The organism is Mycobacterium sp. URHB0021, assembly GCF_054057895.1.
Genome location: NZ_JBSRZT010000002.1, coordinates 559,203 through 582,362 on the forward strand (window position 1 = coordinate 559,203; position 23,160 = coordinate 582,362).

The 23,160-nt window shown below is 66.5% G+C and carries 20 protein-coding genes and 4 pseudogenes; 4 read left to right on the plus strand and 20 right to left on the minus strand.

Going from position 1 to position 23,160, the window contains the following annotated elements:
• Positions 1-20 precede the first annotated feature (20 nt).
• Positions 21-788 carry an SDR family NAD(P)-dependent oxidoreductase gene (locus tag ACVWWN_RS04810; RefSeq protein WP_457142877.1) on the plus strand — a complete coding sequence of 256 codons (768 nt, stop codon included), beginning with the start codon at positions 21-23 and terminating at the stop codon, positions 786-788.
• Between the two features lie 39 nt (positions 789-827).
• Here the strand turns inward: ACVWWN_RS04810 and ACVWWN_RS04815 are convergent.
• The 5 genes and pseudogenes from ACVWWN_RS04815 to ACVWWN_RS04835 all read right to left on the minus strand — a co-directional run bounded on the left by ACVWWN_RS04815 (position 828) and on the right by ACVWWN_RS04835 (position 4,680).
• Positions 828-1,801 (minus strand): annotated as a pseudogene (locus ACVWWN_RS04815) (sugar porter family MFS transporter).
• Positions 1,705-2,040 (minus strand): MFS transporter, encoded by a 336-nt coding sequence (locus ACVWWN_RS04820; RefSeq protein ID WP_457142878.1) that lies wholly within the window; start codon positions 2,038-2,040, stop codon positions 1,705-1,707. The pseudogene ACVWWN_RS04815 and the gene ACVWWN_RS04820 overlap by 97 nt, the downstream one beginning before the upstream one ends.
• Complete coding sequence (locus ACVWWN_RS04825) at positions 2,040-3,830, minus strand: thiamine pyrophosphate-requiring protein (protein ID WP_457142879.1); 1,791 nt, start codon at positions 3,828-3,830, stop codon at positions 2,040-2,042. The genes ACVWWN_RS04820 and ACVWWN_RS04825 overlap by 1 nt, the downstream gene beginning before the upstream one ends.
• 166 nt (positions 3,831-3,996) lie before the next feature.
• Positions 3,997-4,197 carry a hypothetical protein gene (locus ACVWWN_RS04830; RefSeq protein ID WP_457142880.1) on the minus strand — a complete coding sequence of 67 codons (201 nt, stop codon included), beginning with the start codon at positions 4,195-4,197 and terminating at the stop codon, positions 3,997-3,999.
• Between the two features lie 213 nt (positions 4,198-4,410).
• The gene (locus tag ACVWWN_RS04835) at positions 4,411-4,680 is read right to left on the minus strand and encodes a DUF6629 family protein (RefSeq protein WP_457142881.1); all 270 of its coding nucleotides are present in this window, start codon (positions 4,678-4,680) and stop codon (positions 4,411-4,413) included.
• A gap of 674 nt (positions 4,681-5,354) precedes the next feature.
• Here ACVWWN_RS04835 and ACVWWN_RS04840 point away from each other — a divergent pair.
• The gene (locus ACVWWN_RS04840) at positions 5,355-5,567 is read left to right on the plus strand and encodes a hypothetical protein (RefSeq protein ID WP_457142882.1); all 213 of its coding nucleotides are present in this window, start codon (positions 5,355-5,357) and stop codon (positions 5,565-5,567) included.
• 183 nt (positions 5,568-5,750) lie between these two features.
• On the opposite strand, the pseudogene ACVWWN_RS04845 reads toward ACVWWN_RS04840, so the two are convergent.
• The 5 genes and pseudogenes from ACVWWN_RS04845 to ACVWWN_RS04865 form a co-directional block, all read right to left on the minus strand.
• Positions 5,751-6,048 (minus strand): annotated as a pseudogene (locus ACVWWN_RS04845) (aconitate hydratase); the annotation flags it as partial.
• A 104-nt stretch (positions 6,049-6,152) separates the two neighbouring features.
• Positions 6,153-7,397, minus strand: a pseudogene (locus tag ACVWWN_RS04850) (MFS transporter).
• Positions 7,394-7,768 carry a MarR family winged helix-turn-helix transcriptional regulator gene (locus ACVWWN_RS04855; protein WP_457142883.1) on the minus strand — a complete coding sequence of 125 codons (375 nt, stop codon included), beginning with the start codon at positions 7,766-7,768 and terminating at the stop codon, positions 7,394-7,396. The pseudogene ACVWWN_RS04850 and the gene ACVWWN_RS04855 overlap by 4 nt, the downstream one beginning before the upstream one ends.
• Before the next feature lie 11 nt (positions 7,769-7,779).
• Complete coding sequence (locus ACVWWN_RS04860) at positions 7,780-8,139, minus strand: hypothetical protein (protein ID WP_457142884.1); 360 nt, start codon at positions 8,137-8,139, stop codon at positions 7,780-7,782.
• A gap of 32 nt (positions 8,140-8,171) precedes the next feature.
• On the minus strand, positions 8,172-10,421 hold the full coding sequence (locus tag ACVWWN_RS04865; RefSeq protein WP_457148997.1) for an MDR family MFS transporter: 2,250 nt from the start codon (positions 10,419-10,421) through the stop codon (positions 8,172-8,174).
• 124 nt (positions 10,422-10,545) lie between these two features.
• Here ACVWWN_RS04865 and ACVWWN_RS04870 point away from each other — a divergent pair, with 124 nt between their 5' ends.
• The gene (locus ACVWWN_RS04870) at positions 10,546-11,037 is read left to right on the plus strand and encodes an N-acetyltransferase family protein (RefSeq protein WP_457142885.1); all 492 of its coding nucleotides are present in this window, start codon (positions 10,546-10,548) and stop codon (positions 11,035-11,037) included.
• A gap of 15 nt (positions 11,038-11,052) precedes the next feature.
• On the opposite strand, the gene ACVWWN_RS04875 is transcribed toward ACVWWN_RS04870, so the two are convergent.
• From ACVWWN_RS04875 to ACVWWN_RS04890, 4 genes are all read right to left on the minus strand, one after another.
• On the minus strand, positions 11,053-11,334 hold the full coding sequence (locus ACVWWN_RS04875) for a hypothetical protein (RefSeq protein WP_457142886.1): 282 nt from the start codon (positions 11,332-11,334) through the stop codon (positions 11,053-11,055).
• Positions 11,335-11,406: 72 nt separating this feature from the next.
• On the minus strand, positions 11,407-11,715 hold the full coding sequence (locus ACVWWN_RS04880; protein WP_457142887.1) for a helix-hairpin-helix domain-containing protein: 309 nt from the start codon (positions 11,713-11,715) through the stop codon (positions 11,407-11,409).
• Positions 11,716-11,795: 80 nt separating this feature from the next.
• Complete coding sequence (locus tag ACVWWN_RS04885) at positions 11,796-12,107, minus strand: hypothetical protein (RefSeq protein WP_457142888.1); 312 nt, start codon at positions 12,105-12,107, stop codon at positions 11,796-11,798.
• Positions 12,108-12,147: 40 nt separating this feature from the next.
• Complete coding sequence (locus ACVWWN_RS04890; protein WP_457142889.1) at positions 12,148-12,315, minus strand: hypothetical protein; 168 nt, start codon at positions 12,313-12,315, stop codon at positions 12,148-12,150.
• Positions 12,316-12,683: 368 nt separating this feature from the next.
• Here ACVWWN_RS04890 and ACVWWN_RS04895 point away from each other — a divergent pair, with 368 nt between their 5' ends.
• Positions 12,684-12,872, plus strand: a complete 189-nt coding sequence (locus ACVWWN_RS04895) for a hypothetical protein (RefSeq protein WP_457142890.1) — start codon at positions 12,684-12,686, stop codon at positions 12,870-12,872.
• Here ACVWWN_RS04895 and ACVWWN_RS04900 read toward each other — a convergent pair.
• From ACVWWN_RS04900 to ACVWWN_RS04925, 6 genes and pseudogenes are all read right to left on the minus strand, one after another.
• Positions 12,869-14,170, minus strand: coding sequence for a DUF222 domain-containing protein (locus ACVWWN_RS04900; protein WP_457142891.1), 1,302 nt, complete (start codon positions 14,168-14,170; stop codon positions 12,869-12,871). The two genes, ACVWWN_RS04895 and ACVWWN_RS04900, sit on opposite strands and share 4 nt — an antisense overlap.
• Before the next feature lie 213 nt (positions 14,171-14,383).
• Positions 14,384-16,039 carry an amidohydrolase gene (locus tag ACVWWN_RS04905; protein ID WP_457142892.1) on the minus strand — a complete coding sequence of 552 codons (1,656 nt, stop codon included), beginning with the start codon at positions 16,037-16,039 and terminating at the stop codon, positions 14,384-14,386.
• Between the two features lie 9 nt (positions 16,040-16,048).
• Entirely contained in the window at positions 16,049-17,611 is a 1,563-nt protein-coding gene (locus ACVWWN_RS04910; RefSeq protein ID WP_457142893.1) for a GMC family oxidoreductase, read from the minus strand.
• A complete protein-coding gene (locus tag ACVWWN_RS04915) occupies positions 17,608-19,026 on the minus strand; it encodes a purine-cytosine permease family protein (RefSeq protein ID WP_457142894.1) in 1,419 nt (472 codons plus the stop codon). The genes ACVWWN_RS04910 and ACVWWN_RS04915 overlap by 4 nt, the downstream gene beginning before the upstream one ends.
• 222 nt (positions 19,027-19,248) lie before the next feature.
• A pseudogene (locus tag ACVWWN_RS04920) lies at positions 19,249-20,731 on the minus strand (aldehyde dehydrogenase).
• An 11-nt stretch (positions 20,732-20,742) separates the two neighbouring features.
• Positions 20,743-22,860 (minus strand): oxidoreductase, encoded by a 2,118-nt coding sequence (locus ACVWWN_RS04925; protein ID WP_457142895.1) that lies wholly within the window; start codon positions 22,858-22,860, stop codon positions 20,743-20,745.
• Between the last annotated feature and the right edge of the window lie 300 nt (positions 22,861-23,160).

The window sequence follows — 23,160 nt, forward strand, 5'->3', positions numbered from 1 at the left end:
ACGAGTTCAAGGAGTGAAACATGCGCAGTGACAGCACTGTGGCGGGCGGGATCGCGGTGGTGACCGGGGCGGCCAGCGGCATCGGTCTGGCGATCGCCCGCGAACTGGCGGCCTGCGGCAGTTCGGTGGCGGTGGCCGACATCAACCCCGACGCCGCCGACTTGGCCGCCACCGAGATCGTCGATGAGGGCGGCAAGGCGCTGGCGGTGACAGTCGACGTGGCGTCGCGGCCATCGGTCGAGGCGATGTTCACCCGCATCGGATCGGAACTCGGGCCCATCGACATCCTCGTCAACAACGCAGGAATCAGCATCGACCGCGGTGTCCGCAGTATCAGCGACGACGACTGGCAGCGCACCATCGCGGTCAACCAGACCGGGGTGTTCTTGTGCTCACAGGCCGCTGCGCGCAGCATGATCCCGCGGCGCACCGGGCGCATCATCAACATCGCGTCGCGGGCCTGGCTCGGATGGTGGGGGCAGCTGGCGTACGCGTCGTCGAAGGGCGGGGTGGTGTCCGCGACGCGGGCGCTGGCCATCGAAGTGGCCAAGTACGGAATCACCGTCAACTGCGTGGCCCCTGGGCTGATCGATACCCCGCTTCTGCGGTCGGAGCCTGCAGAAGTGATGGCGAGGCTGCTCCGCGCGCAGCCCACCGGAACGCTCGGCTCACCCGCCGACGTCGCGCATGCGGCCCGATTTCTCGCCAGCGGAGGAGCAGCAGCGATCACCGGCCAAGTTCTCTACGTGTGTGGAGGCAAGAGTCTCTATGCACAACCGGCCACCTGAGCCTGCACTCACCGTCGCGCGGGATTCGTGCCACGGCGGTCACGTCCCGGTCAGCTGGGCTTGGACGTCTTCCAGCGAGCGCCCCCGTGTCGCAGGAACCTGGGCGACGAAAAACACCAGCGACGCTGCGGCCAAAACGGCGTACAGATAGAACACGCCCTGCCGGGTGATCAGCTTGCCCAGGCTCAGGAAAGTCTGCGCGACGACGAAATTGCTGCCCAGTTCGCGATGGTGCACACGGCCATCGCCTTGCTGCGCACGCCGATCGGGAAGATCTCTGAGATCATCAACCAGAACACCGGCCCCAGCCCGATGGCGAAGGACGCGATGAACACCACAAGACCAACCAGCGCGAGATAGCCGGCCTTGTCTTGAAGGGTGGGCGAGGTGAAGTACACCGCCAGTATCAGCAGACCGCACAGCAGCCCCACAGTGCCGGTGATCAGCAGCTTGCGGCGCCCGACCCGATCCAGCAGCAGCACCGCCACGACGGTGAAGACCACATTGGTGACACCGACCAGAACAGTGTTCGCCAATGACTCGCTATTGGACAGCCCGGTGTCGGACAGGATGGCGGGTGCGTAGTAGATGACGGTGTTGACGCCGACGAACTGCTGCGCCAACGCCAGCACCACGCCCACGACGAGCATCGGCCGCACCGCCCGGCCGGCCAGGTCCCTCAGCGACGATCGGCGTTGCTTGCGGTGCGCCTCGACGATGGCGTCCATCTCCGCGTCGACATCGGCGTTCTCGTCGCCCGCCCGCACCCCGACCCAGACGTCGCACGCCTTCTGTTCACGGCCGACAGATACCAGCCACCGCGGTGTCTGAGGTACCGACAGCATCCCGACGGCCAAGGCGGCCCCGGGAATCGCAGCGATGCCGAGCATCCACCGCCAGTTCTCGCCGACGTCCTTCAGCGCGAAATTGGCCACGTAGGCGACCAGGATGCCGGCGGTGACGGCGAGCTGGTTGAACGACACCAGACCGCCGCGAATCCGTGGCGGCGCCATTCGGAGATGTACAGCGGCGCAGCGCCGACCATGGCGCCGAGCAGCACGGCCGCGACGATTGCCTCCTGTTCGAACGAGCCGGCGTGCAGGTCGTCCTTGATGTAAAGCAGCGCACCCGATATGACGCCGGTGTCGTGCCCGAACAGCAGACCGCCGATCGCCGCGATCAGGCACACCCGCAGCAGCAGCCCGTTGCCGGTGCGGCGGACCTCGGCGATGAAACCGCCCGGCCTCGTCATCAGCCGCGGTGCGGAACGAACTCTTGGGCCTTCGTCTTGGCGCCCAGCATCATCAGGTGCCATGCCGCCGGATCGCCCTTGACGATCGACGTCATGAGTTCCTTGCCCTGCTCGTAGGTGGCGTGCGGCGGAATGGGCGGCATCTCGGGATCGCAGCGGATGTCCAGGACAGTCGGACCGTCGGCCGCCAGTGCCTGCTCCCACGCCGCACCGATCGCTTCCTCGGTATCGACCGCCATTGCGTGCAACCCCATCGTGCGAGCGATATCGGCGTACGACACGTCGGGAAGGCTCTGGGACTCTACGAACTTCGGCGATCCCCCCATGGCCCGCAGCTCCCATGTGACCTGGTTGAGGTCGTTGTTGTGGAACACGCAGACGATCAGGCGCGGATCCGGCCACAGATCGCGATATCGGCGGATGGTCAACAGCTCGGCCAGGCCGTTCATCTGCATAGCGCCGTCGCCGACCATCGCGATCACCGGCCGGTCGGGGTGGGCGAATTTGGCTCCGATCGCGTAGGGCACAGCGGGTCCCATGGTGGCCAAAGTGCCGGACAACGAGCCCCGCACGCCGTCACGGAAACGAAGGCAGCGGGCGTACCAGTTGGTCGACGAGCCGGAGTCCGCTGTCACGATCGCGTCGGATGGCAGCCGCTCAGACAGCTCCCAGGCGATTCGCATCGGATTCACCGGTTTGGCCGACAATTTGCTTTGTCGCTCAATGGTTTCCCACCAACGGCCAACGTTCTCCTCGATCGTGTCCCGCCACGATCTGTCGTGCTTGCGCTGTAGCAACGGAATCAGTTCGTCGAGGGTGGCCGCGGCGTCCGCCACGATGTTGAGCTCCGTCGGATAGCGCATGCCGATCGATGTGCCGTCGATATCGACCTGAATCGCCCTGGCCTGCCCGTACTTCGGCATGAACTGGCTGTAGGGGAAGTTAGATCCGACGATCAGCAGTGTGTCGCAGTCGCGCATCAGCTCGTAGCTGGGCCTGGTGCCGAGGAGGCCGATCGATCCGGTGACGTAGGGCAAGTCGTCTGGCAAGACATCTTTGCCCAACAACGCCTTTGCCACTCCAGCGCCTGTCAGTTCGGCCACCTGGCTCACCTGGGAAGCCGCCGAGCGCGCGCCCTGACCGATGAGGACGGCCACCTTCTCACCGGCATTCAGGATGTCGGCTGCCTTGCGCACCTGATCGGGATTGGGCCGCAGAAGCGGACGCTCGAAGCTCGGGGCGCTTGACGGCACCTGTTTGAACTCGTGCCCGGGCGCCTCATAGGGCTCCTCCTGAAGGTCGGACGGAATGATGAGGGCAGTTGGTGCCCTTCGTGTCAGCGCGGTCCGGATCGCCCGGTCGAGAGCGTTGGGCAGCTGGCTCGCCACATTGACCTCGACGAGATAGTCGCTGGCTACGTCCTTGAACAGCGCTTGCAGATCGACCTCCTGCTGGTAACTGCCGCCCATGGCGCTGCGCGCGGTCTGGCCGACGATCGCCACCACCGGAACGTGGTCCAGCTTGGCGTCGTACAAACCGTTGAGCAGATGGATCGCACCGGGACCGGAGGTGGCCATGCATACGCCCACGCGGCCGGAGAACTTGGCGTAGCCAGTCGCCTCGAAAGCGGCCATCTCCTCGTGTCTGGCCTGGACGAACCGCGGATGGTTGTCCGAGCGTCCGAACGCGGCAACCAATCCGTTGATGCCGTCGCCCGGGTAGGCGAATACATGCTCAACGCCCCACTCGCGTAAGCGCTTCAATACGAAGTCGGAGACTTCCTCGGCCATGTTTCTCCCTCGCGATCTCGGCCACACCACCGCACGACTGCGACTGCGGGCGGGTACCCGCGGCTGTCCGCACGAAACACCACCCGGGAGCGCCTCGGCCATGTTCGGTATCTCAGAACGGACCTCGGACTCCGCTGGCCGCCGGACGGAACTTCAGTCAGCGAAGTCACGTGTTGGCGGCCAGCCCATGGTGCAGGGCCAACCCTTGGTGGCGGTGAGGATCGCTCAGTCGGCGCCGCCGCATCATGTGCACCATCACGAGCATCGACACCGCGGCGGCGTAGATGCACCACACCGATGCGAAGGCCTCGACGTAGACCACCGCCACTACGACGAGGCCGATCAAGTTGAGAAGTCCGAAGCACACGATGGAGGGATATACAACACGGTGGGCCCGATGACGGCCACAACGTACAGTACGGCCCAGAGACCGCCGTCCTCGACGCCCGTGTGATAGGCCGGGGAATGCGGAAGCTCCTGAGCGCTAACGGGTTTGGTGAAGATCGCCACCACGAGGTAGGCCGACACGATCACACCCAGTCCGACGAAGGGTGCCACCCGCAACCGGGCGCCGTGTGTTCTAGCAGCAGCCTCCCAGCGGGACGCGCGTCGGCAACAACGGGAAGGCGATAAACAGGTACGTCAGCACTGCAAGGTGAGTGAGGGACGACGGCGGGCTGCCGTCCTGTCGCGTCCAGATGAACGCTTCGATGAACTGGCGCACCGCGAAGACAGTCGGCAACAGCGCGAAGGGCAACTCTCGCCGGTGTCTTACTTCACGATGCGGAAGCACGGCAATGGGCGCCAAGGCCGCGCCCACGGCAACGTCGGTCGTCGCCGAGAAGCACATCGCCGAAGTGTGCCCCCGGGAATAGGTCTCAAACGATTCCAACGCGTGATGAGTCAGATTGCCCGGAACGGTACAGGTGAGTCAGGGTATCTCCAGCGGGAGCGAAGCCCGATACCTCAGCGAGAACCCAGAAGCCGACGCACAACCCCGACGAGCTGATCTCGTCTGAGCCACGTTGTGGCCATACTGCGAAGTCACCGGTCTTGAAACGAACGATATCGCCTCACCGAGGATCCGATCTTCGGCTCAAACCGAGTGCCGGCGAGGGCATTCGGTGAATATTCGCCGGGTTTCGGACGGCTGCGATCGCGGCGCCGCCGGGCTAGACTACCTAAACGGTTGAGTCTGCAGCCAAGGTGCGGGCGGCGTGGTCCGCGGGACGACGCATCCTCGAGGCACACAATCTTCCTTCGGCAGATCGGGTCTGCGCATGTTCACCAGTCACGGTCAGCGGTCGCCGGCCAGCACCGGTTGCGTCGTTGAGTGCCACGGTGTGCAAATCCGTGCCCAAGTGCGCAGCGTCGCGACCCTGGTGCAGCTGACGGGTCGAATCGGTCCGGCGAACCGCGGCCTCGTATCGGCCAGTCTTCGCCGGTTCACCCGGCTCCAGGGTCCCGCTCGTTCTGGACCTCATCAGCTCCGACGGGTTCGACACCGCACTACTGCAGGAACTTATGCGGACCATCGAAGACGATCGCGACGCCGCGGGCACCGAGCTCACGCTGGTCATCCACCCGGCGCTGCGGGACTCGGCGGCGTCGTCTGATGAGCGCGTCGACGTTGTCGATTCGGTGGCCGCGGCCCTTAGCAGTATCGCCGAGCGAATCCAGGTACGCCGCGCGTCCGTGTTCATCACGCCCGACGGCCGCTCGGCCAAGAAACCATAGCGTGCCGTCGGGCGCTGCTGTTCTTGCGCGTCAGTTGCGGAATGAGACCCCCGGCCGGCAGTACTCGATCTGCCGCGGCGACAGTCGATGTCGCGCCCGAAACGATCTCGTTCACGCCGCCGAGTGCATCGTGCAGATTCGTCAACGCCAGCGTGTCGTCGATGAATTGCAGCGCAAGTATGCCGTGAAGCTGAACTGGGCCAGCTTGGAGATGGACGACCGATACCGCAGGGCGCGGGCCCCTTACCCGCGAGATCTCGTCGGTCGAGATGTTGTCGCCGAGCTTCAACAGGACGGGGGCTCGAACTCGTCGAGCAATGAAGCGGGGTTGGCAAACGGGAGATGTTCGGCTCGTGAATCGCGAAACCCTCTGTGCGTCTTTCGGTTCCAGCGGAGTGCCCGACCGCCCGGGGAAGTTGCGCGGCATCATCGGCAACGAGGTGTGTCCCGTCGCCGAACCCTGGCGCATGCCGACGCAGCCCGCGAGACGTCGCTCACCATTCGCGGCGATACCCCGGGGTTACCACTGCCAACACGTCAGGACGGCGAAATCTTGGTGACTATCGCGCTCTCTCCATGCCGCTGTCAGATGTGCTGTTGCTGTGGTCCAACGAGATTCGACGGCCGGCACACCAGCGCCACGACCGCGCTGAGCGCAGCAGCAGCCGCGAACGCCGCCTGCACGCTGACCAGGTCCGCGGTCCCGCCGAGCAGCGCTGCCGCGATGGGGCGCGAGCCGACGAACCCGACCAGCCACAGGGCCATGATGCGGCCCCGCAACTCCGCCGGCGCTCGTTCCTGCACCACCGCGCTGAGACCGGTCATGGCCCAGCCAAAGCCGAGGCCGGCCAGCGCGAATCCGGCGAGCGCCACCGTCGGTACCGTCGCGAACGCGAGCACTGCACAGCCCGCAGCCACCCCGTCAATCCGATCGACGACACCAGCGCGGAGGCCATCCGGCCCCGCATCAAGGTGAGCGCCGTCATCCCGACCGCCGCGCCGATGCCGAACGTTGCCGACAACGTCCCGACGAGTCGGGTGTCGCCACCGAGCGCGTCGGCCATCGACGGGGCCAGCGTGATCGATGGGTCCGATGCGATCCCGACCGTCGTCACCGCGACCAGCGCCAACAACAGCGGGCGGTCCCGCCAGACGTACCTGACAGCAGCCCGCACGCGGTAGTCGACCCCGGAGCGACGCTCGGGAGGAGATGGGAAGCGCACCACGATGAGAAAGACCGCGAATACGAGGTGCAGTCCGGCACTTACGGCGAAACCGGCGGCGGACCCGAGGTGCGCCGCCAGGTACGCACCGGCAGCCGGGCCCACGATGCGGCCGATCGTCATCGGAATGCTGTTGAGCGCCATCGCCGTCGAGAGTTCACCGTCGCGGATCAGGGTCGGCACGATCGACTGCATCGCGGGCCCGCCGACGACGAAGCCGAAGCCGACCAACAGCGAGCCGAGCAGCACCGGGAGCCCGGCGGCCATGCCCTGCCGCCCGGGATCGATGAACAGCCACGCGGCCACGGACCCGGAACCCGCGACGCACAGCACCCTACCGAGCAGGATCTGCCGTGCCGGGTTCCCGGTGTCGGCCCACTTGCCGCTGGTCGGGCTCAAACTGCGGTCCGAACTGCACCACTCCGACCAGCCTGACCATCAGCGCCGAATGCGTCGCGTCGTACATCACGATGGCGGCGACGATACTGTGCGTCCACACCGCGACGACCGCGAATATCTTGCCCCAGAACAGCGCGCCGAAGACCGGATCGAACATCAGCCCGAGCGCACCGCGCGCCTTGGGAACAGCGGTGGTCTCTGCGATCATGCGCCGGCCGCGCGTTCGAAGCGTTGCGCCAATCGGCCCAACAGGGCGACCAGCGTGTCGACATCATCGTCGGGCCAGTCGGCGATCGTCCCGGCGACCAGCTCGTGCCGCCGCTCCGTCACCTCCGCGAGAGCCTTGCGGCCGACGTCGGTCAACACCAACACACACCGCCGTTGATCGGTGGCCGACGTCTTCGTCAACAGTCCGGCCGAGACGATGGCGGCCACGGTGCGACTGGCGGTCGAATGCTCCACGGCCATGAACTCGGCGACATCCCGGATGGATGCCCCGCCGCCGGCCTGTTGACACCGCTCGACTGCCTGTAACACCCGCAGCGTCACGCTGGTCACCGGGCTCGTTCCCGTCGACAAGACATCGGCGCCTACATCCTCGCCGGGGAGCTCTCCCGCAACTCGGCGGTGGGGCCGTCGAACTCGCCGGCGGCGGCCATGGGAAACGATGCGACCGCAGAGCCGTCGTCGTCGACGAACCGCATGCCGACCTCGCGGGTATTGGCTGCGCGAATGTCGTCCTCGATGCCCATCCGGTGAGCGACCTCACGGGCGGCACCGCGGACATCGATGTGGTGGCCCTCCTCGCGTCGCCGCGGGGCGCGCTCCAGGACCGTTGAGCGCCATCCGCGCGCGGCCAGTTGATGGGCGAGGGCGGGGCCGGCGATGCTGGCCCCCGAAATGAGTAGCGTGGCGGGGCACCGTCGAGTCTGCCCGGTCGGCGTCGACATGAAACATCGATTCGGTGGCCACGCGAGCGCGGCTACCGGTGCGGAGGTCGAGGGGGCCCTGGAGGCCGCGGAGGCCGTGGTGGCGGACCAGGTGGGCGTAGGCGTGTGGTGGGCGGTTCGCTGGGTCGCGGCGCGGGTGCGCGCATCCCTTGCGTAGGACTGGGTGCCGTAGTGGGCCGTGGCGGCCTGGGGGCCGGGGGCCGATCGGGCGGCTGAACCGCCCGGCGTGGGGGACGCATCCGCATCGCCTGAGTGGCGTCGTCACTCCAATCTCGTTGAACCAAAACATTTTGTGCGATGCGCTCCATCGCGTCTCCGACCTGATGCGGGTCCGGACGGGCCTGTAACCCGGACGATTGGGCGAGCCGCTGGGTCAGCCAATCGACCATCCCGGTGCGAACGAAATCCACCTGGTGCGCCCCGGTGGGTGTCAGCCAGAAGGTATCTCCGGTTCGCTCGGCGTAGCCGGTGGCGACCAGTCGGTCGAAGGCGGGTTCGAGGATTTCGGCCGGCACCCGGACGTGGTTGGCGATGTCACCGAGTCGGGCCTGACCAGCGGCCTGGCCGAAGCGGTAGACCTGCAGAAGCGCCCATAGCCGCCCGACGTCGAGCCTGCTGTCCGGCCGCTGCGCGAGGGCGCGCAGCTGCACACCGGAGCCTTGGCGGATCAGCCGGCCGACGGCGTTCTCCAGCAGTTGATCCGGCGAGTCGGTCGTCGGCATCGCGAAACCTTCACCCATATCGACCGCGGTGCTGACGGCGTTGTTGCGGAGTGGAACCTGCTTGAGCATCAACGCCAACACGAATCCGACCACTGCCACCGGCGCGGCCCACAGGAACACCTGGTCGAGGGCGTCGGCGTAGGCGGCCGCGATCGGTGCGGCCATCTCCGGGGACAGCCGGTGCAGGGCGTCCGGGGACTGCGCCGCCTCGGGGGGTGCACCGCTGTGTGCCAGGGCGTCCCCGATCCGGCTTTGCAGGAAGTTGTTGAACAGCGAACCGAATATGGCCGCGCCGAACGAGCTGCCGATGGTGCGGAAGAAGGTGACACCGGAGGTCGCCACGCCCAAGTCGGCGAAGTCGACGGTGTTCTGCACGATCAGAACCAGAACCTGCATGCACATGCCGATCCCGGCGCCGAGCACAACCAGGTAGATCGATTGAAGGAAGGTGGAGGTGTCCGGGCCCATCCGTGACAGCAGGATGAAACCGACTGCCATCACCGCCGTTCCGGCCACCGGAAAGATCTTGTAGCGCCCGGTGCGGCCGACGATTACACCGCTACCCATCGACATGGCGAGCAGACCGACGACCATCGGCAAGGTGTGCAGCCCCGAGGTGGTAGCCGATACGCCGTCGACGAACTGCATGAAGGTCGGCAGGAAGGTCAACGCGCCGAGCATCGCGAAGCCGACGACGAACGACAGCACACAGCACACGGCGAAGACCGGCTCGCGGAACAAACGCATCGGCAGGATCGGTTCGGTGGCCCTCAGCTCTACGGCGACGAATGCGACCAAGGCAACCACAGACCCGATGAACAGCCCGATGATCGTCACCGAACCCCAGGGGTAGGTATTGCCGCCCCAACTCGTCGCCAGGGTGAGCCCGGTGGCGCCCAGACCGACCAGGACGATGCCGGCGTAGTCGATGACCGGACGTGCGGTCTTGCCGAGACTGGGGATTGCCGCGACGGCGACCACGATCACGATGACGGCCACCGGCACGTTGACCCAGAACGCCCAGCGCCAGCTCAAGTGGTCGGTGAAGAAGCCGCCGAGCAGCGGGCCGATCACCGTGGTGACACCGAACACCGCACCAAGGGCGCCCTGGTAGCGGCCGCGTTCCCGCAGCGGGATGACTTCGCCGATCACCGCGGTCGCGGTGACCATGATCGCGCCGCCCCCGATGCCCTGCAGGGCGCGTGCTGCCACCAGCACGGTCAACGAGCCCGCGAGGCCGCAGACCACCGAGCCGGCCATGAAGAACAGCACGGCGGCGATGAAGACGGTCTTTCGACCGATCATGTCGCCGAGTTTGCCGACGATCGCCGTCACGACCGTCGACGCCAGCAGATAGCTGGTCACCACCCACGACTGGTGCCCGGCGCCACCGAGGTCAGCCACCACGGTGGGCAGCGCCGTCGCCACGATCGTCTGGTCCAGGGCGGCCAGCAGCATCCCCAGGAGCACGGCGACGAAGATCAGGTTGCGCTTGGGTGCGGCCACCTCGGCATCACTCGTGTGCGGTGGCTGCGGCGGACCGGTCATCGTCGCCGTCATGCCGTCGTCCTCACTCCCATATCGGTTCACCGTCCGTTTTATATAGCCATTGTGCGTAAGTGGTACGCCCGACCGGCGGAGGCTTGGACGGGCGGCGAGCCGGGGGCGTCCTAGCCTCAAACGCATGGAGATACGCACGGCGCAGGCCAGCGACCTTCCGCAGATCGCCGCCATTGTTCGCCCGATCGTCGCTGCCGGCGAGAGCTACGCCTATCCCGACGAACTCGGCGACGACGACATCTCGCGACTGTGGTTCGAGCCTCCGCCCGGCCACACGATCGTCGCCATGGCTGACGGGAACGTCGTCGGGACAGCGAAGATGGGCCCGAACCGGCCCGGCCGTGGCGATCACATCGGGACCGCCAGCTTCATGGTCGATCCCGACAGCAGCGTCCGCGGCGTAGGGCGCGCGATGGGTGCGTGGGTCATCGACTGGCACCGCCGAAACGGTTACGCCGGCATTCAGTTCAACGCCGTCGTCGAGACGAATCTCCGCGCCGTCCGACTCTGGCAGTCGCTCGGGTTCGAGATCGTCGGAACGGTGCCGGGCGCATTTCGGTCGCGCAGGCATGGTCGGGTGGGGCTGCACATCATGTATCTCACACTTGCCACCTGAAACGCTGCGGACTCGTCAGCCGCCACCGGTGTTGATGTTCGGCGACAGCGTGATGAACCCTCCGTTGATCCACACGCCCCAGCGTCCGCCCCAACCTGAGGTCCACACAACAGGCTGCCCGTCCCAGACCTCGGCGGGCTTCCGCGGCGCATTGGGCGGCGGCACCTCGCCTTGGACGGGCACCGGTGGCGGCGGAGCCGGGTCGGCGCTCGCGAGCGCAACGCCCACGCCCAATGCGACGGCGGTGAGCCACCCCGCGACGGCCAGGGCGGGCAGTGTGGTCTTGATCAGGTGCATTTGCAGGACTCCAGCGTTGGGACCAACTACAGATACTTAGTAGTATTAACCAACCTTACGCGACGGCAAACCTCACGCATCGAGCGGCAAACGGGCATGAACAAGCGCCTCGTATCGCCAGGCCGAACGCGCGTCGACCCGAAGCCGGCTGTAGTGCCACCACGGTTGTGGTGGAGCGCCATTGGCGTGGTCGAAGACGGAGACGAGAGTGTCGAGCAGGCAGGGATCGAGGCGGTGGCCGGCCGACTGACACAGCCGGCGGTACAGCCGGTCGGCGGTCTGCCCGCGGAGGTCGTCCAGTCGCTCGATGCCCGCGTCGACCAGCATCTTGGCGACGGCGGGCCCGACGTTGGGTAGTGCTTGCAGATCGGATTGGCTCATACCGCGTTGATACCGGGCCGCAGCCCCGCGGTCTTGTACGAATCGGACACGGTGAGGCCGTGGCCGCCTCTCGTAAGCACTCAGGCGGTGTAATCGGTGCTGAGTGCTTCCCACTCCGTCACGTCGGCGATGCGCGCTTTTGCGACCCCGCGATATACGGCCAGAGCGTCGGAGGCGAGTAACAGGAAGCCAGGCGGCGTGGCGTGTTTGACGGCAGCGGTGATCGCCGTCGCTGCTTTGGCGGGGTCGCCTGCCGAGTGCCGTGGACGGTGTCGTGTTCCCTTCGTCGCTTGCCTGCGGTGTCGGCGTAGTCGTCGATGGCGGCTGCGGGCTGGGTCGGTGAACGCCCGGCGAAGTCGGTGCGGAATGCAACCGGGCTCCACGATGGTCACCGAATCCTCAGCGGCGCAAGCTCACCGCGCAGCGAGCCGCTCAGTCCCTCCAGTGCGGACTTGGCAGCCGAATAGTAGCCCGATCCGACCGGAGTGAGCGCAGCGCCATCGAGGAGACGTTGACGATGGCACCCGACCGGCGCGCCAGGTCGGCCATCGCGCCGGCCAGGCTACGGATGCCCGGCAGGACCGCCTTGATCATCGCCACGGCACCGAAGATGTGCGTCTCCAAATTCAGCGACGACGCGTTACGTCAGCTCAACACCGCCGTCGCGGCCGTACCCGCTCACGGCGAGCGACTCCACCGGCCAGCTCCCCCGAACCGGCGTCGAAGCACCACCGCTCGAACACGTCACCGACATGAACCGACGAAAATCCTCAAGGGATCATCGATCTTCGGCAGCGGACTGCTCGGAAGCCACATCGTCCGCTGCAGTCCGTTTGCACCATCCCGGCCGCGACGCAACCACAGGTGGCCCCGGAGACGAGCAGCGTCCCGGGGCCATCGAAGGTACTGCTGGCCTTCTTATCCCGAGCCGGTGAGAATACTACTGCGGCGACCGCACCGACCTCGACGTGGGAAACACCGAAATCGTCGCCGACATGCGTACCTTCATCGACGGTGTCGATCTGAGCGGCAAGGTCATTCATCCGTTCGGCACGTATGCGGTCAGCGGCATGGGCAAGCGTATTGCGAATGGATTTCTATATGCCTCAACCCGGTTGCCCTTCGGCGTACGACGCGGTTTCGGGGGTTGGAGCTAGTTGGGTGTGGGTGTGGGTGGTGGTTGGGGTTGGAAGGGTTGGTACCACCACCAGTGGGCGCGTTCGCCGGTGGGTCCCGGACAGGGTGGGACCGCGGGTGGGGGCTGGGTCGGGGGGCGGGCCAGCGATCCCGGGGTCAGGGTGCGGCCGGTGTTGTCGGTGACGCACAACTGGGCTGGGGGTCCGGTGATGGTGATGCCGCCGCGGTGGTGCAGCCGGTGATGGTAGGGGCACAGCAGCGGCACCAGGTTGTCCAGCTCGGTGGGTCCGCCGTCTTCCCAATGCCACAGGTGATGCGCATGCAAACCCCGGGTGGCCGCACACCCGGGCACCGCACAGCTGCGGTCGCGGTACTCCAGGGCGCGGCGCAGCCGGCGGCTGATCACCCGAGACGCCCGCCCGGCCCCGATCGGCGCCCCGGCGCGTTGGAACCACACCTCGCAGGTGGCATCACAGCTCAGGTAACGCCGGTCAGCAGCCGACAGCAGCGGACCCAGATGCAACTGCGCGACCTGGTCTTGCACATCCACATGCACCACCACGGTGGTGTGCTGCCCGTGGGGGCGGGCCGCCGCCTCGGCGTCCCAGCCGGCATCGACCAGCCGCAGAAACGCCGCGCCGGTGGACGGGAGCGGCGGCCGCCGCCCGGACGCGTCGCCGCCGGCGGCGTGATCGCGTTTCCACTCGGCGACCAGGGCCTCACGATGAGACGCCAGGGCCGCGTCGAACTTCGCCGCCTCCAGATGCGGCAACGTGATCCGGTAATAGCAGAACTGCTCATCGGAGGTGGAGCTGATCGAAACCCGCGGCTCCGGCTCCGGCTCCGACTCGGGCTCGGGCTGCGGCTCGGGCTGCGGGTCGGGGTCGGGTTCGGGTGGGGGTTCGAGCTTGACCGCGGTACGCAACTGCGACACCGAGGCGACACGGGCGAACTCCGCATAATGCTCATCAGAGCCATCGGCGGCGCCGCCGGCGATCACCCCGACCTGATCCAGCGACAGCCGACCCTCCCGCATCCCCTGCGCGCAGCGCGGAAACACCGGCAACCGGTGCGCGATGGCGGCGATCGTGGCGGCGTTGCCCGACGAGGCGCCCAGCTTCCAGGCCACCAACGCCGCGATCGACCGCGCCCCCGTCGACCCGCACAACCCGTCGTGATCCAACTCCGCGACGATCTGCACAATGCGCCCATCAATGGCATTGCGCTGCCCCGCCAACTCCGACAACTCCCCGAACAACACCTCAACACGCTCGCCAGCCCGCACCACCGGCACCTCAAGCGAAGCGGTCGAAGACATAACCCCATCATCACAGCCAGGTCCGACAAATTCGGGCCACCCGAACCCGGCCGGGATCAGATGCCAACAGGCCCAACCTGATCGGACGCCATCAGCCGGCTTCGCGATGCCCGAGCAGCACACCTCAATGCGCCAACTCAACATCTGGACCAGGACCGCCGACCAAATACTCGAATCCGTCCGCAACTACGGCATACAAATCAACGACTCACACTAGTCGGAGCGGTACACCGTAGCGCCGCCCACCATGGTCAGGACCGGTTGCACCAGGCCGATGTCGTCGGCGCTGAAGATGTCGCCGTCGAGCGCCACGAGGTCGGCCTGTTTACCCACCTCGATGCTTCCGGTGAGCGCATCGGCATGGTTGGCGAAGGCTGAGCCGACGGTGTAGGCCGAGATGGCCGAGCGCAACAAGATGCCTTCCTGCGCCTGAAGCGGAGTGTCGAAGACGCCGTCGCCGATCGCATGGGGGTCGGCATGGCTGCCGGTGCGGTGTACCGCGGTGTGAATGGCCCACAACGGATTCGGATCGGTCACCGGCCAGTCACTGCCCATCGCGAGGGTGGCGCCGTGGCGTTCGATGGACCCGAAAGGGAAATGCCAGGGCTCCCGCTCCGGACCCAGAAGCGGAAGCTTGCGTTCCACGATCTCGGTGTCGCGCCGCGCCCACAGGGCCTGGATGTTGGCGATGACACCCAACCCGGAGAACCGTGGAATATCGTGCGGGTCAACCACATCCAGATGCGCGATCTGGTGGCGGCCGTCGAACCCCGGGTGTTCGCCGATGGCGTGCTCCAGCGCGTCGAGGCATTCGCGCACCGCCCGGTCGCCTACCGCGTGCATATGGATCCCGAACCGGTTGCCCGCCAGCAGCGCGGTGATCTTCCTGAGTTCCTCGGGTTCGATGAAGGACAGGCCACGCAGCGCCTCGTGATCAGCCACCGCCCGATACGGCGCCAGCATCGCCGCGGTGCAGTTCTCGCAGATGCCGTCCTGCATCACCTTGACCATGCCGGCGGTGAATCGCGAATGCCCGGTGCTGTTTCGGCGCGCACACAGCTCATCGAGCTGCTCGACACCCCGTTCGGCCTCCCACCACAACGCGCCGACCACGCGCGCAGTCAGCTCTCCTGCGGCGTCGGCGTCGACGTAGGTGTCGAAGTTGTCCGTCATGCCGAAGAAGTCCGCCCCCACGGCGGCGTCCTGCCAGCCGGTCACCCCCACCGAATGCAGCCGACGCTGCGCCTCGAGCAGCGCGCGGTGCATGAACTCGGGTGTGACCGCCGGAATCAGATCGTTGACGCGATCTCCGCCGCGCTCCATCAGCATCCCGGTCGGCTCGCCGGTGTGATCGCGGATGATGCGACCACCGGCGGGGTCGACGGTGCGCGAATCGATTCCGGCCTTCTCCAGCGCACGTGAGTTCACCCATGCGCCGTGGAAGTCATGGCTGGTCAGCACGACCGGCCGGTCGGCGACCACGGAGTCGATGTCGTGTCGGGTGGGGAAGCCGTCCGGAAAGGCGTCGCCGTACCAGCCGGCCCCGGCGATCACCGTCTCGTCGGGGTGCCGTCGCGCATAGTCGCCGATCGCGTCGAGATAGCGGTCGCGGTCGTGCGGAAGGCCCGAAAGATCGCATCGAAGGGAGGCCATCCCGGCGGCAACCGGATGTGCGTGCGCGTCGATGAAACCGGGCAGCAGACTGCGACCGGCCAGATCGGTGATTTCGGTACGGGATCCGATCAGGTCCCGATCAACGCCGCGGCCCACGCTGATGATCACGCCGTCGTTGACGGCGACGGTGTCGGCGGCCTCGGCCGGATCAGGCGCAAAGACAGCGGCGTTGGTGAAAATGTGGTCGGCGAACATCGGCGGATCCTAACGGTGCGTCGCGCCGGCAGTGGCTGCGCCGCGATCGGCGAGCAGCATGGCGCTGGCATGTTCGGCGACGGTCATGACGGTCCCGACCGGGTTGACCGAGGGCAGGGTGGGGAACACCGACGCGTCCACGACTCGCAGGTTCTCGATGCCGCGCACGCTCAGCCGAGAATCACACACCGCCATGGAATCGTCGTCGGCGCCCATCCGGCAGGTTCCCGACACGTGATACACCGTCTGATGGGTCGCGCGCAGCGCATCGGACAGTTCTTCGTCGGATTGAACATCTGATCCCGGGAAAACTTCTCGCACAAGCCAATCGGACATCGGCGCAGTGGCCGCAATACGGCGGGCCAGACGAATCCCGGCGATCAGCATTGCCTCGTCGTGGCCGTCGGGGTCGGTGAAATAGCGGTAGTCGATCGACGGTGACTGTTCGGGGTCGCCGGAGGTGATCCACACCCGCCCACGACTGTGCGGCTTGGCCACGTTCGGGGCGATCGACACGATGCGGTCCGGCATCACGACGCCGCGCGCCACGGCGTGATCCGCGACAGCCTCGACCGGGAAATGCATCAGCACGTCGGGCCGGGCGGGGCCGTCCTCGCTGAGACGCACGGCGGCGCCGGCATCCCATCCCGTCGCGCGCGTATCCGGGACATCGCGGGCGGCCTCCCAGACGATCAGCCCTTCGGCATGATCCATCAGGTTCTCACCCACACCCGGCAGGTCGACGACCGTCCGGACCCCCGCCGCATCCAACACCTCACGCGGTCCGATCCCGGACAGCTGCAACAATTTCGGCGAGTCGATCGCCCCGCAGCACACCACCACCTCGCGCTCGGCCCGGAATTCGTGCGGGACGCCGTGGTCGTCGCGGGTGAGCACCCCGACGACGACACCGTTGTCGATGAGAAGCCGTTGCGCATGCCGGCCGTGCGCAACCACCAGGTTGGGGCGGTTGCGGATCGCATCATGCAGGTAGTGCACCGACGTCGACGACCTCAGATGGCTCTCCGGGGTGTAGCCGATCTCGAAGAATCCGGCACCCCGCCCGGTGGCGGCGAAATCCGGATCCGAATTCCACCCGCGACGGGCAGGCAGGTCCAATGCCCGCTGGGCCGAATCGACGACGTCGGCGACGTAGGGATTGCGGTCCTGATCGGCGACCGGTTGCACCGGCGCCAGAATGCGGTCGTAGGCGGCGTGCACCGATCGGGTGTCCCATCCGGTAATGCCGTAGGCCGCCCATTCCTCGAGATCGGCCGGCAACGGCCGCCAGGTGATCATGGTGTTGGCCGTCGAGCAGCCACCCAGGATGCGCATGCGGGCCTGCCGGATCCCCGAGTTGCCGCGCAGCTGCGGGACACTCCGGTAGTCGAAATCGTATTCGCCCTCGAGCATCTCGGCCCAGCGACGGATGTCACGGGCGCGCGGCTCATGCTCGTCGGACGGGCCGGCTTCGACGACGGTGACCGAGACGTCCGGGTCCTCCGAGAGCCGGGACGCCACGATGCATCCGGCGGTTCCACCCCCGACGATGACGTAATCGCTGGGCGTCACGCCGCGGTCTTCGCGTCGTCCGGCACACCTTCGAGCCTCAGTTCGGCATCCGACATCTTTGACCGCATCAGCACGTAGTACAGCGGACAGATGACCGCCAGCCCGACGATCCACGAGATATCCGCGCCGCCCAGCGCTTTGGCGGCCACCCCCGTGAACATCGTCGTGGACAGGAACGGGATCTGCACCGCGATGCCAATGAAGTAGCACGCGATGGCCACCCAGTTGAACTTGCCGTACCGGCCGCCGTCTCGTTCGAACAGGGCGTCGATGTCGTACACGCCGTGACGCAGCAGGTAATAGTCGACAAGGTTGACCGCGGTCCAGGGAATCAGGACGCACAGGAGCAGTGCCAGGAAGTTGGCGTAGTTGGCCAGGAAGTCGTCGGCGCTGACCAACGCCGGGATGATCGCGATGACGAACAGGACGAGGGCGGTCGCCGCACGGCTCATGGCGGCGGGCCGCCAGCGCGGGAACAGGTTCTGGCCCACGGTGATGGTGGACAGGGCGCCACAGTAGAGGTTCATCGCGTTGGTGGCGGTGATACCCAGCGCGAAGATGGCGAATACACCGGTACTCACGCCGCGGGTCAGTTCCGAGAGGCCGTCCAGGGTTTCGCTCGTCGGCAGCGCCGCACCCACCAAGACGCCGAGCAGCATCGGCAGCACGGATCCGAACAGGCAGCCGGTGTAAGTGCCCCAGAATGCGGCCCGGCGGCCCGTGTCCTTCGGCATGTACCGCGTGTAATCCGACACGTACGGCGCGTACGCGATTTGCCACAGTGCGGCGACGGACAGCGAGGCCATGAAGCCGGCCCAGGTGAAGCCGTCGCCGTGCCACGTCGCCTCGGGGACACCGTTGACGACCACCATCCAGAAGAATGCGACCAGCAGGGCACCCCCGGCGACGACGGACAGCACCGCGGTGACCCGGTGGATCAGGCGATAACCGATGATGGTGGCCACGACGCTGATCAGACCGATGATGGTGATGGCCCAGTTGGTGGGCATGCCGGTCACTTTGGCCAGCGCCTGACCTCCGAGCACTGCGTTGGACGCAAAGAAGCCGATGTACATGAAAATCACCAGCACGACGACGAGAAGGCTGCCGTAGGAGCCGAACTGTGCGCGCGTCTGCAACATCTGGGGCACGCCCATCTGCGGCCCCTGGGCGGCGTGGAGCGCCATGACGACGCCGCCGATGACGTTTCCGAGCGCGATCGCGAGCGCACCCGCCCACAGGGGCAGGGCGAACACCGTCGTCGCCAGCGCACCCGTGATGATGGTGAGGAGCATGATGTTCGAGCCGAACCAGACGGTGAACAGGTCACGGGCGCGGCCGTGTCGCTCGTGGACCGGGACGTGTTCGATGGTTCGACGCTCGACCGGCTCAGACACCGCAGGGTTCTGGGTCATATCGTGCTCACTTTCCTGTGCGGAGCCGTGCATTATGGGGGGTCGGCGTCCCGGAGCCGACCTCATCAGTATTTGTGCTGAAGTTCCGGACATAAAGCGCACAAATCCGATGCAGCCGATCGGTTTTGCTGATGACGGGACGGTTAACGGCGTGTGGTCGCGGTGTTTCATGAATCTGTGCATCACCTGGCAGCCAACGTGTTCCATTGCAGGGCCGGTCACCTACAGCGCAATCCAGGTCGTCTTCAGACCCGTGTACTTGTCCAGGGCGTGCAACGACAGATCACGGCCGAATCCGGATTGCTTGAAGCCACCGAACGGCGTCTGCGCGCTCAGGGCATCGACGGTGTTGACCGACACGGTGCCTGCCCGCAGTGCCGCCGCCACGCGGTGGGCCCGCGACAGATCCTTGGTCCAGACCGAGGCCGCCAACCCATACACCGTGTCGTTGGCCATCCTAACGGCCTGGGCTTCGTCTTCGAACGGCTGTACCGCCAGCACCGGTCCGAAAACCTCTTCGGTGACCAGTTCGGCGGTCGGGGCCAGATCGGTGACGACGGTTGGGGCGATGAAACAGCCGCGACCATCAACGGTTTCGCGAGTACCGCCCACCAGGACCCGCCCCTGCGCCCGGGCGCGCTCGATGAAACCGAGCACTCGGCCGGTGTGTTCTTCGTCGACGATGGCACCCATCGTCGACGCCGGATCCAGCGGGTTACCCGGCGTCATCGCCGTGGCGCGCTCGACGAGTCGCGAGACGAATTCGTCGGCGATCGACGCGTGCAGCAGCAGGCGTGAGTTCGACGAGCACACCGCCCTGGTTGTAGAACGCGCCGAAGACTGCCTTGTCCACGGCATCATCCAGATCGGCGTCGGCGAAGACCAGGTTGGGGCTCTTGCCGCCGCATTCCAGCCACACCTGTTTGGCGTTCGAGTCCGCGGCGTAGCGCAGGAATCGTTTGCCGGTCTTTCCCGACCCGGTGAAGGCGATCACGTCGACGTCGTGGTGACGGCCCAAGGCCTCGCCGGCGGTCGGGCCCAGTCCGGGCACGACGTTCAGCACGCCATCGGGCAGGCCGGCCTCGACCGCGAGTTGCGCCAGCCGGATCGACGAGAGAGGCGCTTGCTCAGCGGGTTTGAGGATCACGCTGTTGCCGGCTGCCAGTGCCGGAGCGACCTTCCACACCGCCAGGTCCAATGGGAAGTTCCACGGTGTCACGGCACCGATCACGCCGAGCGGCTCGCGGGTGACCAGCGCCAGGTTGCCCGGCTCCGTCGGCGCGATCTCGCCGTTGAGTTTGTCGATCGCCTCGCCGTAGAAGGCGAAAAGATCAGCGGCCGAGGGCACATCGACGTCGTGCGCCTCTGTGACGAGCTTGCCCATGTCCATCGAATCCAGCAGCGCCAATTCGTGGCTGTGCTCGGCGATCAGTGCAGACAGCCGTTGGAGTACGCGCTTGCGCGTCGACGCCGACGCCCGTGACCAGGATCCGGATTCGAATGCGGCGCGGGCGGACGCGACCGCCGCGTCGACATCGGCTGCTTCGGCTGAGGAGACCCGTGCCAGCAGTTCGCCGGTCGCCGGGTTCACCGAGTCGAAGGTCGCTCCGGAGCGGGCGGCGCGGTACTTGCCGTCGATGAATATCTCGCTGCGCGGCTGGAGCTCGCCGGCCAGCCGGGTCCATTCCTGCACGGTGGTTGTCACAGACGGTGCTCCTAGGCTCGGACGGGCTCGATCGGCGTGATCGGAAGGTATACAACGGGTTCGGCAGCCAGCTCGGCGACCTCACGCAGGTAGGGCACGGGGCCCGGCGCCTGCGGCTCGTCGAGTTCCTCGGCATAGCGGTGGCCCGACCAGACGGCGGCGGCGATGGTTGAGGGAGCCCAGGCATCGCCGATGGCGCGGACACCGAGCAGCTCCGCGTCGGCCCACTCGGTCTGGCGGCTCATCAACTCGTGGTAGAGCGCATCGTGGGGCAGCCGGGCGGTCACCGTCACCACACTGTCTGCCGGCAGTGCGCCCTGGTCGCCCGTGAACACGCATGTCGTGCGGACACCGTCGGCGGTGACCGCGGTGACCGCGGTGTTGGTGCGGACGTCGACGCCGGCGCGGATGATCCGCTTGCGAATGCGTGCCACTTCCAGTGTGTTGGTGGTCCACTGCGACACGTGGGCGGCCGGGGTCACCAAGGTGACGTCGACGCCCTCGCTCGCCAGTAGCTCGGCGATGACACCGCCCAGGTAGTAGTGGTCGTCATCGAATACCACCACCCGGCTGCCGCGCGGTCGAGAGCCGGTCAGGATGTCATCGGGGCTCAGAACCTCAGCACTGTCCCCGATTTCCATCGGCGTGGTGTGCCAGCGCCCGACGCCGTCGTGCCGCCAGGTCGCGCCGGTGGCGATCATTACATGATTGAAATCGTTCTCGATGATGTCGTCGGCAGTCATCTCGCTCTGCATGAAAACCTCGACGTTGTCGAGCTTGCGGATCTGCTGCTCGCGATAGTCGACGACGCGAATCCACGCCGACAGGCTCGGCAGCGTCGACTCGCGCGCGACACGACCGCCCAGCGTCCGGCTCGCCTCGGCCAGGCTCACGGCGTAACCGCGATTGCCGAGCGAGCGCGCGGCCTCCATACCCGCCGGCCCGGCTCCGACCACGAGCACGGTGGCGTCGCTCGACTTGCTTCGGATGCGCTCCGGGTGCCAACCGCGCCGGAATTCCTCGCCCATGGTCGGGTTCTGGGTGCAACGGATCGGCGACATCGTGAAATCGCCCGAGACGCAGATGTTGCAGCCGATGCACTCGCGGATGTCCTCGAGTTGACCGGTTTCGATCTTGCGCGGCAGGAACGGGTCGGCGATCGAAGGGCGGGCCGCGCCGATGAGGTCGAGCACCCCGGTTTTCACCTGATGCACCATCATGTCGGGTGAGGTGAATCGCCCCACGCCCACAACAGGTTTGGTGGTCAGCTCCCTGAGACCCAGGACGTAGGGCTCCTGCTCGGCCTCCGGGCCGAAGCGCGATGTCACGGAGTCGTCCTCCCAGCTCCCCAGCACGAAATCCCAGAGGTCGGGATGTTCACCGAGCATGCCGATGACGTCCTCGATCTCAGCGCGGGTGATGCCCTCGTCACCGAGCAGTTCGTCGACCGAGATCCGGCATGCGACAGCGGCTTTGCCGTCGCATTCCTCGCGGGTGTCCTCGAGGATCTCGCGTAGCAGGCGGGCCCGGTTCTGGATGCTGCCGCCGTATTCGTCGGAGCGGTTGTTGTACCGGCGGGACAGGAAATGGTGGAGTCCGCCGATCGCGTGGCCGGCGTAGACGTAGACGATGTCGTAGCCTGCTCGCAGCGAACGGCGGACGGCCTCCCGATGCCAGAAGCGCATATCGGCGATGTCGGCCTTGGTCATCTCGCGGGCCTGGACCGGATCGTAATTCCACGACACGACCGGCAGGTTCTGCGGCCCCAGCGGCGCCTCGCGGCTGATCAGGTTGGGGCTGTTGAGTCCGTTGTGGGCCAGCTCGATGCCGGCCAACGCGCCACCCTCGTGAATCTTGTCCGAGATGCGCGTCAGAGCGGGCAGATCCTGGTCGTCCCAGAGCCGCAACTCGATGAAGGGTCCGATGTCGGAGGTCGGATGAATCTCGACCTGTTCGGTGCAGACGACGGCCCATCCGCCCTCGGCCTTGACACGGCGCATGTAGGCCTCGCCCGACGGATCGCGGTAACCCATGCCGTTGCAGTGAGGCACCTGGTAGAAGCGGTTCCGAGCCGTGACCGGACCGATCTTGACGGGCTCGAAGAGGATGTCGTACCGGGGGTCTCGCATAGGAAGTCACTCCTGTGTGGGCGGGCTGAAACGCCGGATGGTGCGCGATCGATCTCTGCAGTGCCTGGCACGTGACGCCGGTCACTGTGGAGTCATCAGCCATCGTGGTGGAGCTTCGTACGCCGGTCAACTAGTTGATTCAGTGTTTTTGCATCTGAGGATCCGATGTAGTGGCTGCACGGCAAGGGCAAATGCCGAAAGAGACCGTCGACAGAAAAGGATGCTTGCAGCTGTGATGTGGCCGGTCACTGTCCCCCGCGCGAGGAAGCGGTCCGCGCGACTGGTGGTTCGGTGACTGCG

Excerpts from the sequence above, each read along its gene's own strand:
- ACVWWN_RS04810 (WP_457142877.1), top strand. The coding sequence starts at position 21 with ATGCGCAGTGACAGCACTGTGGCGGGCGGGATCGCGGTGGTGACCGGG.
- ACVWWN_RS04820 (WP_457142878.1), bottom strand. The coding sequence starts at position 2,040 with ATGACGAGGCCGGGCGGTTTCATCGCCGAGGTCCGCCGCACCGGCAAC.
- ACVWWN_RS04825 (WP_457142879.1), bottom strand. The coding sequence starts at position 3,830 with ATGGCCGAGGAAGTCTCCGACTTCGTATTGAAGCGCTTACGCGAGTGG.
- ACVWWN_RS04835 (WP_457142881.1), bottom strand. The coding sequence starts at position 4,680 with ATGTGCTTCTCGGCGACGACCGACGTTGCCGTGGGCGCGGCCTTGGCG.
- ACVWWN_RS04840 (WP_457142882.1), top strand. The coding sequence starts at position 5,355 with ATGCGGACCATCGAAGACGATCGCGACGCCGCGGGCACCGAGCTCACG.
- ACVWWN_RS04860 (WP_457142884.1), bottom strand. The coding sequence starts at position 8,139 with ATGTCGACGCCGACCGGGCAGACTCGACGGTGCCCCGCCACGCTACTC.
- ACVWWN_RS04865 (WP_457148997.1), bottom strand. The coding sequence starts at position 10,421 with ATGACGGCGACGATGACCGGTCCGCCGCAGCCACCGCACACGAGTGAT.
- ACVWWN_RS04870 (WP_457142885.1), top strand. The coding sequence starts at position 10,546 with ATGGAGATACGCACGGCGCAGGCCAGCGACCTTCCGCAGATCGCCGCC.
- ACVWWN_RS04875 (WP_457142886.1), bottom strand. The coding sequence starts at position 11,334 with ATGCACCTGATCAAGACCACACTGCCCGCCCTGGCCGTCGCGGGGTGG.
- ACVWWN_RS04880 (WP_457142887.1), bottom strand. The coding sequence starts at position 11,715 with ATGAGCCAATCCGATCTGCAAGCACTACCCAACGTCGGGCCCGCCGTC.
- ACVWWN_RS04900 (WP_457142891.1), bottom strand. The coding sequence starts at position 14,170 with ATGTCTTCGACCGCTTCGCTTGAGGTGCCGGTGGTGCGGGCTGGCGAG.
- ACVWWN_RS04905 (WP_457142892.1), bottom strand. The coding sequence starts at position 16,039 with ATGTTCGCCGACCACATTTTCACCAACGCCGCTGTCTTTGCGCCTGAT.
- ACVWWN_RS04915 (WP_457142894.1), bottom strand. The coding sequence starts at position 19,026 with ATGACCCAGAACCCTGCGGTGTCTGAGCCGGTCGAGCGTCGAACCATC.
- ACVWWN_RS04925 (WP_457142895.1), bottom strand. The coding sequence starts at position 22,860 with ATGCGAGACCCCCGGTACGACATCCTCTTCGAGCCCGTCAAGATCGGT.